Here is a 15983-nt window from a genome sequence, read left to right on the forward strand (position 1 = left end):
TCAGGAGAGTGTCATGTCGAAGCCGTCCAGGAAGAAACCCACCCAGGAACAGCCAGAAAAACTGGGCGGCAAGGCGTACGAGAAAGCGCTCAAGCACCTGCATGTGGAGCTGGTGAAGTTGCAGGAGTGGGTGGTGGCCAAGGGGCTGAAGGTATGCATCGTCTTCGAAGGCCGCGATGGCGCCGGCAAGGGCGGCACCATCAAGGCCATTACCGAGCGCGTCAGCCCGCGAGTGTTTCGCGTGGTGGCGCTGCCGGCACCGACCGAGCGGGAAAAAACCCAGATGTACCTGCAGCGCTACCTGGGGCATTTGCCCGCAGCGGGCGAGGTGGTGATCTTCGATCGCAGCTGGTACAACCGTGCGGGCGTCGAGCGGGTAATGGGCTTTTGCTCCGACGAACTCGTCGACAAGTTCCTCACCGGTGTGCCTGTGTTCGAAAAGGTCATGGTCGAGTCGGGGATCATCCTCATCAAGTACTGGCTCGAGGTCAGCGCCGAGGAGCAGACCCTCCGCCTGCAGGATCGCATCAACGATGGCCGCAAGCTGTGGAAGCTTTCGCCCATGGACCTCAAGTCGTATACCCGCTGGGATGACTACACCCAGGCGCGTGACGACATGTTCGCCGCGTCGGATACCGCCTGGGCGCCGTGGTTCATGGCCCATTCCAACGATAAGCGCCGCGCCCGCCTGAACATCATCAGCCATCTGCTCAGCCGGATTCCGTACAAGGACATCACCCGTGACCAGGTGGTGAAGCTGCCCAAGCGCGGCAAGATCGGCAAGTACAAGGCTGTGGCCTACCCGTTCAAGGTCGTCGAAGAACGCTTCTGAACCCCTCCCTGCGGGGAGCTGCGAGGGTAAGAGCTCATGCCACATGACGGCAGCCTGTTGCAGGCGACGGTAGTGTTCCTGCTGGCCGTGGTGCTTCTGGTGCCACTGGCGCAGCGTTTGCGGATGGGCGCTGTGCCTGGGTATCTGCTGGCCGGCATGCTCATCGGCCCCTCGGTGCTCGGCCTGCTGAACAACCCCGATAACGTGGCGCGTCTGTCAGAGATGGGCGTGGTGATGCTGCTGTTCGTCATTGGCCTGGAGCTATCGCCCCAGCGCTTGTGGACCATGCGCCGGGCGCTGTTCGGTGTGGGTACGCTGCAAGTGGGGCTGAGCGCCGTGGTGCTTGGGCTACTGGCCTATTGGCTGTTCGACCAGTCGCGTCCGGCCGCCATCGTGCTGGGCGTGGGCCTGGCGCTGTCTTCCACCGCGTTTGGCCTGCAGGTACTCGCCGAGCGCAAGGACCTGGGCAAGCCCCACGGCCGCCTGGCTGTGGCCATCCTGTTGTTCCAGGACATCGCAGCCATTCCTTTGATTGCCGTGGTGCCGCTGCTCGGTGGCAATGTCAGCACTGCCGACGAAGGGGCCTGGCCGTTGCTGGCTGTGGCTGTGGGCATTGGGGTTCTGATTATCTTTGGTCGCTATCTGTTGACCCCGGTTTTCAAGTGGACGGTGGGTTCGGGCTTGCCCGAGCTGTCGACCGCCACGGCCTTGCTGGTGGTGCTGGGCACTGCTTGGTTGATGGAGCACGTGGGCGTATCGATGGCGCTAGGGGCATTTCTGGCCGGCGTGCTGATGGCCGAGTCGCCGTTTCGCCACGAACTGGAAACCCAGATCGAACCCATCAAAGGCTTGCTGCTGGGGCTGTTCTTCGTGGGCGTGGGAATGAGCGCCGACCTGCACCTGCTGTTGGGCATGCCGCTGGCGGTGTTGGGGCTGACGCTGCTGCTGGTGGGTATCAAGCTGCCGTTGCTGTATGGCCTGGGGCGCATGGCCGGAGGCCTCAACCCGTCCCAGGCGCTGTGCCTGGGCGTGGTGCTGGCCTCTGGGGGCGAGTTTGCCTTCGTGGTGTTCAAGCTGGCGCGGGACCATCAGGTGTTGTCACCACAAGTGCATGACTTGCTGGTACTGGCCATCACCCTGTCGATGGCCGTGGTGCCGTTGGTGATGATGGCCCTGGCGCGACGGCTGCAAGACGTACCACCTGCGCTGGCAGCCCCGGAAACGGGGCACTGAATCGAGACACACGGCGAACAGAACGTTCGGAGGTGCAGCATGCAACCGGGTATCAAGCTTGACAGTGCGCTGTCGCGGGGCCTGCTCGATGTGTTGATCAAGGCGGGTCTGGTGGCCGGCCTGGTGATATTCGCCTTCCAGGTGTTCCAGCCGTTCCTCGAGCTGATGCTGTGGGCGGTGATCCTGGCGGTTACCTTGTACCCGTTGCATTGCCGCCTTCAGCGCCGTACCGGGCTCAAGCATGGCTATGCCGCGACGCTGGTGGTGTTACTGGTATTGGTGGTGCTGCTGGTGCCGATCTATCTGGTGGTAATGTCCATCGGCGAGTCGGTGGACAGCCTGGTGACGTTGCTCAAGAGCGGGGCCTGGAGCGTGCCGACGCCACCTGAGTCTGTGGCCGCCTGGCCACTGATCGGGCCGAAGGTGTATGCGCTATGGTTGGCGGCCTCCGAAAACATGGCCAGCGTACTGAATCAGTGGATGCCGCAAATCAAGGGTGCCGGGCTTACGGTATTAGGCGCTGCAGCCAGCGCCGGTGCGGCCTTTTTTCTGTTCATCGGTGCCATCATCATTTCCGGAGTCATCATGGCCTTCGGTGACCGCGGCGAAGTCGCCGCGCAGCGTATTGCCATGCGGGTATCGGGCGAAGAGCGCGGCAAACCCTTGGCCAAGTTGTGTACCGCCACCATTCGCGCGGTGGCGCAGGGCGTGATCGGCATCGCCTTCATCCAGATGCTGCTGATCGGCGTCGGTTTTGTGGTCAAAGGGGTGCCCGGGGCCGGCATGCTGGCCATCGTCATCCTCATGCTGGGGATTGCCCAGGCACCCGCTACCCTGGTCACGGTGCCGGTGATCATCTACGTGTTCAACGTCGAAGGCTTCACGGTGGCGACCATCATCTTCGCCATCTACACCTTTGTCGCCGGGCTGGCCGACAACGTGCTCAAGCCGCTGCTGCTGGGGCGCGGTGTGGACGTACCGATGCCGGTGGTGCTGATCGGGGCACTGGGCGGCATGGTGGTCAAAGGCATCATCGGCTTGTTCATCGGCCCGGTGATCCTTGGCGTAACCTACGTGTTGTTCTGGCAATGGGTTGCGCTGCAGGTGCCGGAGCAACCGGCACCACCCGCTGCCTGAGCCATGCCCAACCGCCGCTGTGGCCTGGGCCTGCTGATGGTGCTGGCCGGCTGCACCCAGGTCGGCCCGGATTTCGAAAAGCCCCAGGTGCCGTGGCTGGACGGCTGGAGCACGCCATTGCTGGAGCAGGCAGGGCGTAGCGCCGCAACACCCGACCTGCGCCAGTGGTGGGCGGTGTTTGCCGACCCGATGCTGGACGCGCTGATTGCCGAGGCCGACGCCAATAACACCAACCTGCGTGTGGCTGGCCTGCGCATTGCTGAAGCCCGCGCCCAGTTGGCCATCGTGCAGACCGGGCGTTATCCACAGCTGCAGCAGCTGGGTGCGCAGAGCCTGTACCTGAAGCAAAACCAGTCCGGCACGGCCACTGCGCGCGATTCGGTGTTCTGGCAATCCAGCGTCGGCTTCGACATAGGCTGGGAAATCGACTTCTGGGGCCGCTTCAGTCGCGCCATCGAAAGCGCCGACGCCTTGTACTTCGCCTCTCAGGCCAACTATGCCGATGCCATGCTGTTGCTGCGTGCACAAGTGGCCGACACCTACTTTGCCCTGCGTACCGCCGAGGCGCGGCTGGCGATCGCGCAAGAGAACGGCAAGCGCCAGGCGCGTAGCCTGGAGATTACCGAACGGCTGTTCCGCCATGGCGAGAATGACGAACTCGACTGGCAGCAAGCGCGCACTCAATACCTGGCGACCCTGGCCACCATCCCCGAATTCGAGAACCAGCTCAACGCCCTGCGCAACGTGCTGTGTTCATTGCTGGGCCGCCCACCCGGGCCGCTGGCGCAGCTGGAGGCCGGCCATGGCCAGCTGCCTTTACCAGACCGCGCAGTGCTGCAGGGCGTACCTGCCAGCCTGTTGCAGCGCCGCCCGGATATCCGCGCGGCCGAGCAGGCGGTGGCGGCGCAGTCGGCGTTGGTCGGTGTGGCCGAGGCTGATCTTTATCCACAGCTGAGCTTGCTGGGCAGCATCGGCTGGACCTTTTTATCGGCCAGCCACCTGCCCAATACCTTCGACATCGCCGCCGGGCCCAGCCTGATCTGGAACCCGTTCGACTACGGCCGGCGCAAGAACGCGGTGCGGGTAGAGGATGCCCGCTTGCAGCAACTGATCGAGCTGTACCACCAGGGCGTGCGCGAAGCCGCCCGCGAGGCCGACGATGCTGCCAGTGGGCTGGTGCGCTCGCTGCAGAGTGCAGCCATTCGCGACCAGGCCTCCCAGGCTGCGCAACGCTCGCTGAACCTGGCCAGCTCGCAGTACCGCGAAGGCTTCGCCGACTTCCAACGCGTGCTCGACGCCCAGCAACTGCTATTGCAGCAACAGGACGGCTACCTGATCAGCCGCGGTAATGCCGTAAGTAGCCTGGTGACCTTGTACAAGGCCTTGGGCGGTGGCTGGGACACCGGCCGCGCACCGATCGACCCAGCCACGCGTCAGCAGATGCAACAACGTACCGACTGGGGCGACCTGCTCCACCCGCCAGCCCCCACCGCACATGCAAAAGGTGAAAGCCAATGAGCGACGCCACACCCCCGCCAGCCCCTGATCGCGGCATGCGCTGGGTACTGCTGCTGATCGCCGTGAGCCTGCTCTGGTACCTGCTGGCCGACCGCTTCACGCCTTACACCCAGCAGGCGCGCCTGCAGGCCTACGTGGTGCCGGTGGCCGCCGAGGTGGCAGGGCAGATCAAGCGGGTGGCAGTAGGCAATAACCAGGACGTGCGCCAGGGCGATGTGCTGTTCGAACTCGACCAGGAGCAGTACCGCATTGCCTTGGCCCGCGCCGAAGCAGACCTCGATACGGTGCGCCGGCAGATCGGCGCCAGTACCGCCGGCATCGATTCGGCCCAGGCGGCGCTGGTGGCAGCCCAGGCCAACGAGCGCAAGGCGCGGCAGGATGCCGAGCGGCTCAAGCGCCTGATCGATGAGGACCCAGGCACGGTATCGGTGCGCCGGCTGGAAGGCGCCCAGGCTACCCGCGACCAGGCCATCAGCCAGGTGGCGGCGGCCCGTGCCGAAGTGGAGCGCGCCCGTGAGCAGCAGGGCGGGGCGCAAGATGATAACGCCCAGTTGCGCAGTGCCGCAGCCAACGTGGAAAAGGCTCGCCTGGACCTTGCCCGTACTGTGGTGCGCGCCGACGCCAACGGGCTGATCACCGATTTGCGTACCGACGTTGGCCACTATGTCGGGGCTGGCAGCCCGATGATGACGCTGATCACAATCCATGACGTGTGGATAAGTGCCGACATGACCGAGAACAACCTAGGCCGCCTGCGCCCCGACACCCCGGTGCTGGTAGTGCTTGATGCATTGCCCGGTACCGTGTTGAAGGGGCGTATTCGCAGTATCGGCTACGGCGTGAGCGTGGGCCAGAGCACTCCGCCGGGCACATTACCCACCGTGCAGAACAGCCGCGAGTGGCTGCGTTCGGCCCAGCGCTTTCCGGTGATTGTCGAGCTGGAGCGTGATCAGTTGCCGGACAAGCGCGGGCTGCGGGTAGGCGGGCAGGCAGAGGTCATGGCGCTGCCCAGCGAAGGTAACCCGCTGAACCTTCTGGGCCGGCTGTTCATGTGGCTGATGAGCTGGTTGTCCTATGCCTATTGAATTGCGCCGCCTGCGCGCCCTGCGCCTGGCCTGGGGTGTGGCGCTGTGCCTGGCGGTGAGTTTTGGCATTGGCTTGCCGGTGCCGATCCTGGCACCGGTGTTCGCCGTGCTGTTGCTGGCCATGCGCAGCCAGCCACTGCCCCTGCGAGCGGCGCCGGCCCTGGCGGTGCTGGTACTGCTCGCCTGTGGCAGCGGGCTGTTGCTGATTCCGCTGTTGCGCCACGCACCGCTGAGCGGGGTGTTGCTGGTGGGCGTAGGCGTTTTTCTCACCTTGCGCTACGCCCTTGAGGGCGGCAACGGCCTGCTGGCCAACTTGCTGGTGGTCGGCCTGACCATGATCGCCGCCGCCGGCACCAGCGACTTCACCTTGGCGCTGTCGGTGGTCGAAGCGCTGGCCAAAGGCATGCTGCTGGCAGTGCTGGGCACGGCGCTGGCGCATGTGCTGTTTCCCGAACCTGCGGGAGCACCGGCGCAACCGGTACCACCGCTGCCGGGCAGCGAGCATGTCAGCTGGGTGGCATTGCGCGCCACGCTGATCGTGATGCCTGCGTTTCTGCTGGCGCTGATTGCCCCGGACCAGTACATGCCGCTGATCATGAAGGCGGTAAGCCTGGGGCAGCAGGCCGAGGAAACCCGCGCACGGCATGCCAGCCGAGAGCTGATTGGTTCGACCTTGCTTGCCGGCCTGCTGGCGATACTGATGTGGGGCGCGTTGGGCCTGTTCGTGCACTTGTGGATGTTCTTCCTCTGGGTGCTGCTGTTCGTCCTGTGGCTGGCGCGGCGGCTGTATCAGGCCGTGCCCAACCGGCAGAGCCCGGCGTACTGGGTCAGTTGCCTGACGACCCTGCTGATCTTGCTGGGGCAGTCGGTGCAGGACAGTGCGGGTGGGCAGGATGTGTACAAGGCCTTTGCGGTGCGCATGGCCTTGTTTCTGGCGGTCTCGGTGTATGCCAGTGCCATGTTGATCTGGATTGACCGGCTTCGTGCTCGGCGTGCGCTGCTTCGCGGGTGAGTCCGCGAAGCAGCCAGCACAGAGAACCTAGGGCTGCCAATCAACCCCACTTTCTTCCAGATAGGCATCCACAGCGGCACCCACCGTGGGGTGAAAGGCCTTTTCCCCCATATGCTGAAACAACCCGAACCGCCGCATCTTGTCCTTCACCGGGTCTTTCATCTCGGCAAACTGCAATTCCACCCCTCGTGCCTCCAGTGCCCGGTCCAGCTCGGCCAGCATGTCTGCCGAGGTGATGTCGATACTGGTCACCGGTTCCGCAGCTATTAGCAGCCGCTGCACCGGCGTCGGCGACTCATCTACAGCCGCCATCACTGTGCTCTGGAACTGCTCGGCATTGGCAAAGAACAGCGGCGCGTCCCAACGCAGCAACACCAGCCCCGGAATGCGTCGTGCCTGTGGATAACGCTGCACATCGTGGTACCCCCGGGTGCCGTCCACCCGGCCCAGCACTGCATGGTGTGGCCGCCAGCCGTCCCACAGAAACTCGATCACCGCTATTGCCACCGCAATGCAGATACCGGGAATGGCGCCAAACACCGCCACGCCGACGAAGCAGGTGAACGACAGCCAGAACTCCCACTGCTGCATGCGAAATATACGTTTGAGGTCGGCGAACTCGAACAGCCCCACTGCTGCGGCAATCACCACAGCCGCCAGGGCGCTGTTGGGCAGGTGCTGCATCAGGTTGGGCGCCACCAGCAGCAACAGGGTGACCGCCAGTGCACCGATAATGCCGGTGAGCTGGGTTTGCGAACCGGCAGCTTCGGCCACCGGTGTGCGCGACGCGCTGCTGCTGATGGGGATGCCCTGAAACAGCCCCGAGGCGAGGTTGGCTACGCCCAGGCCAAACATTTCCTGGTTCGGGTTGACCGGCATTTTCAGCCGTGCGGCATAGGAACGTGACAGCACACTGGTATCGGCGAACGACACCAGCGCCACCGCGATGCCGCCAAGCAGCACCTCCACCAGGTCGATATCGGTGACCCAGGGCAAGGCAAAGCTGGGCAGCCCTTGCGGCAACTTGCCGAGCACTTTCACGCCTTGCTGGTCTAGCCCCAGCAGGCTCACCGCCAGCGTGGCCAGTACCACGGCAATGAGGATGCCTGGCAGGCGATTGAATGGCTTGAGCAGCAGGATCAGCGCCAAACTGGCGCCACCGACCATGAAGCTTGGCCAATGCCCCTGGCCGGCGAGCAAGGCCTGAATCAGGTCCCAGATATCCCGCAGTGGGCCTTGGCTGTCCACGGACAAACCGAACAGTTTGGGCAGTTGGCTGATCAACACCGTCAGGGCGATGCCGTTCATGTAGCCATAGCGGATCGGCTTGGACAGCAGCTCGGTGATGAAGCCCAGGCGCAGCAGTCCGGCAATCACACAGAACGCCCCGGCGACCAGCGCCATCATGCTGGCGATGGCGATTGCCCGCTGCGGGTCGCTGGCAGCGTACTGCACCACCACCGCCAGGATCGGCGCGGCCAGTGCCGAGTCCGGGCCCAGCACAAGGATGCGGCTAGGGCCGAACAAGGCGTAGGCCAGCAACGGGATGATGGTGGCGTACAGGCCGTAGATACCGGGTACGCCGGACGCTTCGGCGTAGGCGATGCCCACGGGTACCAGCATGGTGGTCAGCACCAGGCCGGCGGCGATGTCCTTGGCTAGCCAGGCGCGTTGGTAGTGGAGCAGGGTGACCAGGCCGGGCAGCCAGCGTTGCCAGTGGAAGCGCGGTGGTTCGGGCATGGCGCGGGCTCTGGGGGAGGAGGGTGCTCTATCACAGCTTAGATGCTGACATCGGGGGCCGCTTTGCGGCCCATCGCTGACCAAGCAACACCCTGGCCCCGGCTTTTTCTCGGCCGGTGCTGCAAATGCATGGCCCTTACACACAAAACCCCCGTATCGCTTGGCGATTACGGGGGTTTTGAAGTCTTTCAAGTACCGTGGAATTCCACGGGATTCATCAGACGTTGAAGCGGAAGTGCATCACGTCGCCGTCTTTGACGATGTAGTCCTTGCCTTCCAGGCGCCATTTACCGGCTTCCTTGGCACCGCTTTCACCCTTGAACTGGATGAAGTCGTCATAGGCCACCACTTCAGCGCGGATGAAGCCTTTTTCGAAGTCGGTGTGGATAACCCCGGCCGCTTGCGGTGCGGTGGCACCGATGCGAACGGTCCAGGCACGTACTTCCTGCACGCCGGCAGTGAAGTAGGTCTGCAGGTTCAGCAGCTCGTAACCGGCGCGGATCACGCGGTTCAGGCCAGGCTCTTCCAGGCCCAGGGCCTCGAGGAACATGTCCTTCTCTTCACCGTCGTCCAGCTCGGCGATTTCTGCTTCGATCTTGTTGCACACCGGCACCACTACCGCGCCTTCTTCCTCGGCGATGGCCTTGACCACGTCCAGGTGCGGGTTGTTGTCGAAGCCGTCTTCGGCGACGTTGGCGATGTACATCACCGGCTTGCTGGTCAGCAGGTGGAAGCCACGGATGACGGCTTTTTCGTCGTCAGCCATGTTCTTCATCAGGCTGCGCGCAGGCTTGCCTTCGGTGAAGTGCGGGATCAGCTTTTCCAGAATGGCTTTCTGCGCCAAGGCTTCCTTGTCGCCGCCTTTGGCGTTGCGGGTAACCTTCTGCAGTTGCTTCTCGCAGCTATCGAGGTCGGCGAAGATCAGTTCGAGGTCGATGATCTCGATGTCACGCTTGGGGTCGACGCTGTTGGAAACGTGAATCACGTTCTCGTCTTCGAAGCAGCGCACCACGTGGGCAATGGCGTCGGTCTCGCGGATGTTGGCCAGGAACTTGTTACCCAGGCCTTCGCCTTTCGAGGCCCCGGCAACCAGGCCGGCGATGTCGACGAATTCCATGGTGGTCGGCAGGATGCGGTTTGGCTTGACGATCTCAGCCAGCGCAGCCAGACGAGCGTCAGGCATCGGCACGATGCCGCTGTTTGGCTCGATGGTGCAGAAAGGGAAGTTCTCCGCCGCGATGCCAGACTTGGTCAGGGCGTTGAACAGGGTGGACTTGCCGACGTTGGGCAGGCCGACGATGCCGCAATTGAAACCCATGGGTATTACCCTCTCTAAAGGAATTCAGGCCTTCTGGCTGTGCAGTTCGCGCATCGCCTTGGCAAAGTCGCCGGCAAGCACGTCCGGCAGCACGCCGAGGGCAAAATCGATGCTGGCGTCGAGCTTCTCCTGCTCGGCGCGCGGCGCGCGGCCCAGGACGAAGTTGGAGACCAGTTTGGCGTCGCCCGGGTGGCCAATGCCAAGCCGCAGGCGGTGGAAGTCGTTCTGGTTGCCGAGCTGCGCGATGATGTCGCGCAGGCCGTTGTGCCCACCATGGCCGCCGCCGCGCTTGAGCTTGGCAACGCCCGGAGGCAGGTCGAGTTCGTCGTGTGCCACCAGGATTGCTTCCGGCTTGATGCGGAAGAAATTGGCCAAGGCCGCTACGGACTGGCCGCTGCGGTTCATGTAGGTGGTGGGGATCAACAAACGAACGTCGTTGCCCTGATGGCTGAATTTAGCCGTCAGGCCGAAATACTTTTTGTCAGCGGTAAGCGAAATACGCTGGGCGCTGGCAATGCGTTCAACGAAAAGAGCCCCTGCGTTATGCCGGGTCTGTTCGTATTCGGGGCCGGGGTTACCCAGGCCGACGATCAACTGGATGGCGGTCACGTCAGGGGCTCTTCCTTGGAGTTGGTGGGTCACAGTGCGCGCGGCACTGTAACCCGATCAACGCCGGCGTGCGAGTGGATTACTCGGCAGCGCCTTCTGCTTCTGGAGCAACGCGTGGAGCGTGAACGTTGGCAACAGCTTTGTCATCACCGTGGGCCAGAGCTACGAACTCTACGCCTTTCGGAGCTTTCAGGTCCGACAGGTGGATGATGGTGCCGACTTCGGCGTTGGCCAGGTCAACTTCGATGAACTCAGGCAGGTCTTTGGCTTCGCAGGAAACTTCGATCTCGGCAACAACGTGGGAGATCTCGCCGCCTTTCTTGACCGGTGCTTCTTCGTTGATGAAGTGCACTGGAACAACAGCGGTCAGTTTCTGGCCAGCAACAACGCGAACGAAGTCGGCGTGCATGATGAACTGCTTGGCTGGGTGGCGCTGCATGGCCTTGATGATGACGTTCTGCTTGACGCCGTCAACATTCAGCTCGATAACGTGGCTGAAAGCAGCTTCGTTTTCGAACAGCTTGGTGATTTCCTTGGCCACGATGGTCAGGGATTGAGCTTCTTTATCACCACCGTAGACAACGGCCGGGATGCTCAGCGCATGACGCAGGCGGCGGCTCGCACCTTTCCCCAGGTCAGTACGCGCTTGGGCGTTCAGAATAAAATCAGTCATTTTGTTTCTCCAAAATAGCCCCCCGAAGGCGTTTGCGACCAGCGCCAACGGGGATGGCAAAAAAGCCCCGCCCCAACACATGTTGGGGCGGGGCGCTTCACATCAACACGCGTTCCGCTTAGCGGAACATCGCGCTGATCGATTCTTCATTGCTGATGCGGCGGACCGCTTCAGCCACAACCGGTGCGATATCCAGCTGGCGGATACGGTCACAGGCTTGAGCAGCGGCGGACAGTGGAACGGTGTTGGTCACCACCAGCTCGTCCAGTACCGACTTCTCGATGTTCTCGATCGCGCGGCCCGACAGGACAGGGTGCGTGCAGTAGGCGTAAACCTTGGCAGCGCCGTGCTCTTTCAGGGCTTTGGCCGCGTGGCACAGGGTGCCGGCGGTGTCGACCATGTCGTCTACCAGGATGCAGGTGCGCCCTTCGACGTCGCCGATGATGTGCATAACCTCGGAGTGGTTAGCCTTCTCGCGGCGTTTGTCGATGATACCCAGGTCGACGCCCAGGGACTTGGCAACGGCACGTGCGCGCACGACACCACCAATGTCCGGGGAGACGATCATCAGGTTCTCGAAACGCTGGTCTTCGATGTCATCGACAAGTACGGGCGAGCCGTAGATGTTGTCGACGGGGATATCGAAGAAGCCTTGGATCTGGTCAGCGTGCAGGTCGACGGTGAGTACACGGTCGATACCTACGACAGTGAGCATGTCAGCGACAACTTTGGCGCTGATGGCTACACGTGCCGAACGCGGACGGCGGTCCTGGCGGGCATATCCGAAGTAAGGAATCACGGCGGTGATTCGGGATGCTGAGGAGCGGCGGAAGGCGTCGGCCATCACTACCAGTTCCATCAGGTTATCGTTGGTCGGGGCACAAGTCGGCTGAATAATGAAAACGTCTTTACCGCGAACATTTTCATTGATCTCAGTGCTGATCTCGCCGTCGGAGAATTTACCGACAGAGACGTCACCGAGAGGGATATGCAGCTGACGTACGACACGCCGAGCCAGATCGGGGTTAGCGTTCCCCGTAAAGACCATCATCTTGGACACGCGCAGTACCTGAAGGCTGAGGGTATACCTGGATGAGTATAAGGAAAATGGCAGGGGCGGCTGGATTCGAACCAACGCATGGCAGGATCAAAACCTGCTGCCTTACCGCTTGGCGACGCCCCTGTATCTGTTGCTGCGAACGCTTATGCGCTCGACTTCTTGACCAGACTTTGCAGCTTGCGATGCAACATCGAAATATTGCTTCCTTTCGCCACAAACCCTGTTTGGGTCGCTGAAAGAAGGGCCAGAACTTTATCAGCTTCGGCTTTGTTTGGGAAGGCCCCAAACACACAACTTCCAGTGCCGGTTAGTCGAGCCTCAGTGAATTTACCCAGTGAATTCAACGCATTGCGAACTTCTGGATAACTCTGCTCTACCACCGGTTGGCAGTCATTTCGACTGTTTCCCTCGGGAACGGGGCGCATATTAAGGGGGAGGGAATCACGTGTCAACTGCGGATGTGAAAAAATTTCTACTGTACTGACAGACACTTGCGGCACCAGCACGACATACCAGGGCTCGTGCGGGTCGACCGGGGTCAGTTGCTCGCCCACGCCCTGGGCGAACGCTGCATGGCCGCGTACGAATACCGGTACGTCGGCGCCCAGGCTCAGGCCCAATGCGGCCAGGCGGTCTTCGTCCCAGTCCAGTTGCCAGAGGTGGGCCAGGGCCAGCAGGGTGGTAGCGGCATCCGAGCTGCCGCCGCCGATGCCGCCACCCATGGGCAGCACCTTGGTCAGCCAGATGTCGGCGCCCAGTGGGCTGCCGGACTGTTCCTGCAACTTGCGGGCGGCACGCACGATCAGGTTGCTGTCGTGCGGCACGGCCTCGATCTCGGTGTGCAGGCGGATCACGCCATCGTCACGAACGGCGAAACTCAGTTCGTCGCCATGGTCGAGAAACTGGAACACGGTTTCCAGCTCGTGATAACCATCCGCGCGACGGCCGATGATATGCAGCCACAGGTTGAGCTTGGCCGGGGCGGGCAGGGTGATTTTCTGCATGTGATCAGTGCCCCAGCTGGCGTGGCTGCCAGTCCTTGACCACCAGGGTCACGTCCAGGTCCTTGCCGTGCAGTTTCAGGCGCTCGGGCAACCAGTAGCCATTCTGCTCGGTGTAGCTCAGGTACTGTACCTGCCAGCTATCCTGCTCGAGGCTGGCCAGGCGGCTGTCGCCGTCCAGGGTCAGCTTGCTCTTGCTGTCGGGGGCGGGCAGGCCGCGCACCCACCAGACCAGGTGTGACACGGGCAGCTGCCAGCCAAGCTGCTCTTCCAGCAGGGCTTCCGGGCTGGAGGCCTCGAAGCGGCCTTGGTTGGCCACTTCCAGCACCACGCCGCCGGGGCGGCCGGTCAGGCGTGCGGCACCACGGCCGAGCGGGCCAGCCAGGCGAATGTCGTAATAGTCCTGGCGCTGCAGCCAGAACAGCGTGCCGCTGCCGGAGTCGCGCGGGGCGCGGATCCCGACCTTGCCGTTGATCTGCCAGCCATCAAGGCTGCTCAGCTGCTCTTTATGGGCCCGCCACTGTTGTGGGTCGCCGTGACCTTGCAGGGCCTCGCGGCTACCAAAGCCGGCACAGCCGGCCAGCAGGGCGATCAGGGTGAAGGTGATGCAATGGCGCAAAAACATGGCGTTAAAGGGTCTCGGATCCGGTCAGGCGCAGGAGGGTCTTGCGCAGGATGGGGCTGTCGGCCTGGGCTTCGAAGCCCTTGGCCCATACCTGGCGGGCTTCGCGGCGCTTGCCGTTGGCCCACAGCACTTCGCCCAGGTGGGCGGCCACTTCGTGGTCGGGGAAGTTGGCAAAGGCTTGGCGCAGGTAGGTTTCAGCCTCGTCGAGGTTGCCCAGGCGGTAGTTGACCCAGCCCAGGCTGTCGAGCACGGCCGGGTCGTCCGGGGTCAACTGGTGGGCCTTGTCGATCAGCGCCTTGGCTTCGGCGTAGCGCGTGGTGCGGTCGGCCAGGGTGTAGCCCAGGGCGTTCAACGCCATGGCGTTTTCCGGTTCGCGGGCGATGATGGCGCGCAGGTCTTTTTCCAGCTGCACCATGTCGTCGCGTTTTTCGGCCAGCATGGCGCGGGTGTACAGCAGGTTGAGGTCGTCGGGGTAGCGCTGGATGGCTTGTTGCAATACCTGGCTGGCCTGGGCGTCCTTGTTGTTGTTGCTGTAGCTTTCCGATTCGATCAGGAACAGCTGGATGGCATAGTCCGGCTGGGCTTCGCGGGCCTCGGCGAGCAGGCGCGAGGCCTCGGTGCCGCGGCCGTTGGCAATCAGGATGTCGGCCTGGCGCAGCTGCGCCGGCAGGTAGTCGGGGCCAGGGCCGACCAGGGCGTATTCGCGCAGGGCGCCAGCGGGGTCGTGGCGTTCCTCGCGGATGCGGCCCAGGTTCAGGTGCGCGGCGTCGACGTTGCTGTCACGCTCGACCAGTTCCTGCAGGTAGCCTTCGGCTTCATCCCAGTCTTTGTTCTCCAGGCACACCAGAGCCAGGGAATAGCGCAGTTCGTCATCGTCCGGGTATTGCTGGACCAGGCTGAGGAACTCGCCCTTGGCATCAGCGATGCGGTCCTGCTCGACCAGGGTGCGGGCGTAGGTCAGGCGCAGGCGCTTGTCATCCGGGTTGTCGCGAATTGCACCGCGCAGCAGGGGCAGTGCCTCGGAGCCTCGGTCCAGGGCTTGCAACAGGCGGGCGCGCAGCAGGATCGGGGCAATTTCGGCGTTGTGCGCGGGGTGCGATTCGAGCAGCTCCAGCGCCTCTTCGGCCTTGCCGTCCTGGTTCAGCAGCAGGGCCTTGCCGAACACCAGCTGGCCGTTGTCCGGGTATTTCACCAGCAGGCGCTCGAAGCTTTGCAGCAGGCCGTCGCGGGTGCTCTGGTCGGTTTCGGCGGCGGACAGGGCGAGGAAGTCGAAGTGGGTGTCGCCCTGGCCCTGCAGTACCTTTTCCATGTAGGCCATGGAGTCGTCATAGCGGCCGGCGCGGGCCAGCTGGATGGCGGCGGCGCGCTGGGCGTCGAGGTTCTGCGGGTCGTTGCGGGCCCAGACCAGTGCGTTATCCAGTGACGGCTCGTCGGCGCCGAGGTATTCGGCGATGCGGTAGGCGCGCTCGGAAACCGCGGGGTCCTGGGTTTTTGCTGCCTGGTCGGTGTAGTTGGCCAGGGCAATGTCGAAGCGGTTGCGCTGGCCGGCCAGCTCAGCGACCAGCAGGCTATACAGCGTGTCCTGCTTGAACGAGCCATACACCACGGGCTTTTCCGCCTCGCCCTTGCCGGCTTCGGCGACGGGAGGCTCGGCCTTTTGCGGGGCCAGGCTCTGGCAGCCCTGGAGCAGGGCGAAGGCAAGCAGCAATGCGTATGGTTTGTTCATAGAAAGGCTTATAGGAGGACTCACCGGCGGTCGGAGCATGATGACACAAGCGCGGGGGCAAAACCCACCTGCGAAGGTATGAAGCATATGCTTAGCACATGCAGACCGCGCAGCGCGCGCAGGGTTCGCCCCAGGCTTGCCACAATGCCCAGGGCTCCGGCTCCGGCTCTTGCTCTTGCTTCTAAGCGCGCGATAGCTCAGGCGACGCAGATTGCGACTTCAGGAGGCCGAGCGCAGGGCTTGCGAAGGGAGGTGACGGGCATGGATGCCCGTCAAGCGCTGGGCCCCAGGATGGGGCCTGCAGCGCGGTCCTCCCGGGAGCAAGCCCGGAGCGAGGGGACCCCGGAGCGCAGCGCAGGGGCCGGATGATGGGAGCGGACGGCTTTGGTTACTTTGGCCAAGACCAAAGTAACC

At 63.2% G+C, this 15983-nt stretch carries 14 protein-coding genes and 1 tRNA gene; 6 read left to right on the forward strand and 9 right to left on the reverse strand.

The annotated features are described in order from the left end of the window. The first annotated feature begins 13 nt into the window (after positions 1-13). Genes ppk2 through E8E78_RS05085 form a run of 6 tightly spaced genes read left to right on the forward strand, consistent with a single transcriptional unit; the run spans position 14 to position 6817 of the window. Positions 14-832 carry a polyphosphate kinase 2 gene (gene ppk2, locus E8E78_RS05060; protein WP_016501519.1) on the forward strand — a complete coding sequence of 273 codons (819 nt, stop codon included), beginning with the start codon at positions 14-16 and terminating at the stop codon, positions 830-832. A gap of 36 nt (positions 833-868) precedes the next feature. Continuing rightward, positions 869-2065, forward strand: a complete 1197-nt coding sequence (locus tag E8E78_RS05065) for a monovalent cation:proton antiporter-2 (CPA2) family protein (RefSeq protein WP_049274647.1) — start codon at positions 869-871, stop codon at positions 2063-2065. A gap of 39 nt (positions 2066-2104) precedes the next feature. Further along, positions 2105-3202 (forward strand): AI-2E family transporter, encoded by a 1098-nt coding sequence (locus tag E8E78_RS05070; RefSeq protein ID WP_016501517.1) that lies wholly within the window; start codon positions 2105-2107, stop codon positions 3200-3202. A gap of 3 nt (positions 3203-3205) precedes the next feature. Beyond that, positions 3206-4720: a TolC family protein gene (locus tag E8E78_RS05075; protein ID WP_276233904.1), complete on the forward strand. Its 1515-nt coding sequence runs from the start codon at positions 3206-3208 to the stop codon at positions 4718-4720. Further along, positions 4717-5805 carry an HlyD family secretion protein gene (locus E8E78_RS05080; RefSeq protein WP_059396036.1) on the forward strand — a complete coding sequence of 363 codons (1089 nt, stop codon included), beginning with the start codon at positions 4717-4719 and terminating at the stop codon, positions 5803-5805. Before E8E78_RS05075 ends, E8E78_RS05080 begins: the two co-directional genes overlap by 4 nt. Further along, positions 5795-6817, forward strand: a complete 1023-nt coding sequence (locus tag E8E78_RS05085; RefSeq protein WP_016501514.1) for a DUF2955 domain-containing protein — start codon at positions 5795-5797, stop codon at positions 6815-6817. The genes E8E78_RS05080 and E8E78_RS05085 overlap by 11 nt, the downstream gene beginning before the upstream one ends. Before the next feature lie 27 nt (positions 6818-6844). On the opposite strand, the gene sulP is transcribed toward E8E78_RS05085, so the two are convergent. From sulP to E8E78_RS05130, 9 genes are all read right to left on the reverse strand, one after another. Further along, a complete protein-coding gene (gene sulP, locus E8E78_RS05090) occupies positions 6845-8557 on the reverse strand; it encodes a sulfate permease (protein ID WP_049274650.1) in 1713 nt (570 codons plus the stop codon). Positions 8558-8774: 217 nt separating this feature from the next. Beyond that, the gene (gene ychF, locus E8E78_RS05095; RefSeq protein ID WP_043204081.1) at positions 8775-9875 is read right to left on the reverse strand and encodes a redox-regulated ATPase YchF; all 1101 of its coding nucleotides are present in this window, start codon (positions 9873-9875) and stop codon (positions 8775-8777) included. A gap of 24 nt (positions 9876-9899) precedes the next feature. After that, on the reverse strand, positions 9900-10484 hold the full coding sequence (pth, locus tag E8E78_RS05100) for an aminoacyl-tRNA hydrolase (RefSeq protein WP_016501511.1): 585 nt from the start codon (positions 10482-10484) through the stop codon (positions 9900-9902). Between the two features lie 79 nt (positions 10485-10563). Beyond that, a complete protein-coding gene (locus E8E78_RS05105; RefSeq protein ID WP_041167868.1) occupies positions 10564-11157 on the reverse strand; it encodes a 50S ribosomal protein L25/general stress protein Ctc in 594 nt (197 codons plus the stop codon). Between the two features lie 118 nt (positions 11158-11275). Then, a complete protein-coding gene (locus E8E78_RS05110) occupies positions 11276-12217 on the reverse strand; it encodes a ribose-phosphate pyrophosphokinase (RefSeq protein WP_003247410.1) in 942 nt (313 codons plus the stop codon). 48 nt (positions 12218-12265) lie between these two features. Continuing rightward, positions 12266-12340: transfer RNA gene (locus tag E8E78_RS05115), tRNA-Gln, on the reverse strand. Positions 12341-12360: 20 nt separating this feature from the next. Continuing rightward, positions 12361-13221, reverse strand: a complete 861-nt coding sequence (gene ispE / locus E8E78_RS05120) for a 4-(cytidine 5'-diphospho)-2-C-methyl-D-erythritol kinase (protein WP_016501509.1) — start codon at positions 13219-13221, stop codon at positions 12361-12363. Positions 13222-13225: 4 nt separating this feature from the next. Beyond that, a complete protein-coding gene (gene lolB / locus E8E78_RS05125; protein WP_280313638.1) occupies positions 13226-13843 on the reverse strand; it encodes a lipoprotein insertase outer membrane protein LolB in 618 nt (205 codons plus the stop codon). Between the two features lie 4 nt (positions 13844-13847). Continuing rightward, entirely contained in the window at positions 13848-15569 is a 1722-nt protein-coding gene (locus E8E78_RS05130) for a tetratricopeptide repeat protein (protein WP_049275473.1), read from the reverse strand. Between the last annotated feature and the right edge of the window lie 414 nt (positions 15570-15983).

Origin of the sequence: Pseudomonas sp. BN505 (assembly GCF_029873175.1) — a bacterium.
Taxonomy (GTDB): Bacteria; Pseudomonadota; Gammaproteobacteria; order Pseudomonadales; family Pseudomonadaceae; genus Aquipseudomonas; species Aquipseudomonas putida.

What these genes read in the sequence shown, in the direction of transcription:
- ppk2 (WP_016501519.1), top strand. Translation starts at nt 14, where the DNA reads ATGTCGAAGCCGTCCAGGAAGAAACCCACCCAGGAACAGCCAGAAAAA.
- E8E78_RS05065 (WP_049274647.1), top strand. Translation starts at nt 869, where the DNA reads ATGCCACATGACGGCAGCCTGTTGCAGGCGACGGTAGTGTTCCTGCTG.
- E8E78_RS05070 (WP_016501517.1), top strand. Translation starts at nt 2,105, where the DNA reads ATGCAACCGGGTATCAAGCTTGACAGTGCGCTGTCGCGGGGCCTGCTC.
- E8E78_RS05075 (WP_276233904.1), top strand. Translation starts at nt 3,206, where the DNA reads ATGCCCAACCGCCGCTGTGGCCTGGGCCTGCTGATGGTGCTGGCCGGC.
- E8E78_RS05080 (WP_059396036.1), top strand. Translation starts at nt 4,717, where the DNA reads ATGAGCGACGCCACACCCCCGCCAGCCCCTGATCGCGGCATGCGCTGG.
- E8E78_RS05085 (WP_016501514.1), top strand. Translation starts at nt 5,795, where the DNA reads ATGCCTATTGAATTGCGCCGCCTGCGCGCCCTGCGCCTGGCCTGGGGT.
- sulP (WP_049274650.1), bottom strand. Translation starts at nt 8,557, where the DNA reads ATGCCCGAACCACCGCGCTTCCACTGGCAACGCTGGCTGCCCGGCCTG.
- ychF (WP_043204081.1), bottom strand. Translation starts at nt 9,875, where the DNA reads ATGGGTTTCAATTGCGGCATCGTCGGCCTGCCCAACGTCGGCAAGTCC.
- E8E78_RS05105 (WP_041167868.1), bottom strand. Translation starts at nt 11,157, where the DNA reads ATGACTGATTTTATTCTGAACGCCCAAGCGCGTACTGACCTGGGGAAA.
- ispE (WP_016501509.1), bottom strand. Translation starts at nt 13,221, where the DNA reads ATGCAGAAAATCACCCTGCCCGCCCCGGCCAAGCTCAACCTGTGGCTG.
- lolB (WP_280313638.1), bottom strand. Translation starts at nt 13,843, where the DNA reads ATGTTTTTGCGCCATTGCATCACCTTCACCCTGATCGCCCTGCTGGCC.
- E8E78_RS05130 (WP_049275473.1), bottom strand. Translation starts at nt 15,569, where the DNA reads ATGAACAAACCATACGCATTGCTGCTTGCCTTCGCCCTGCTCCAGGGC.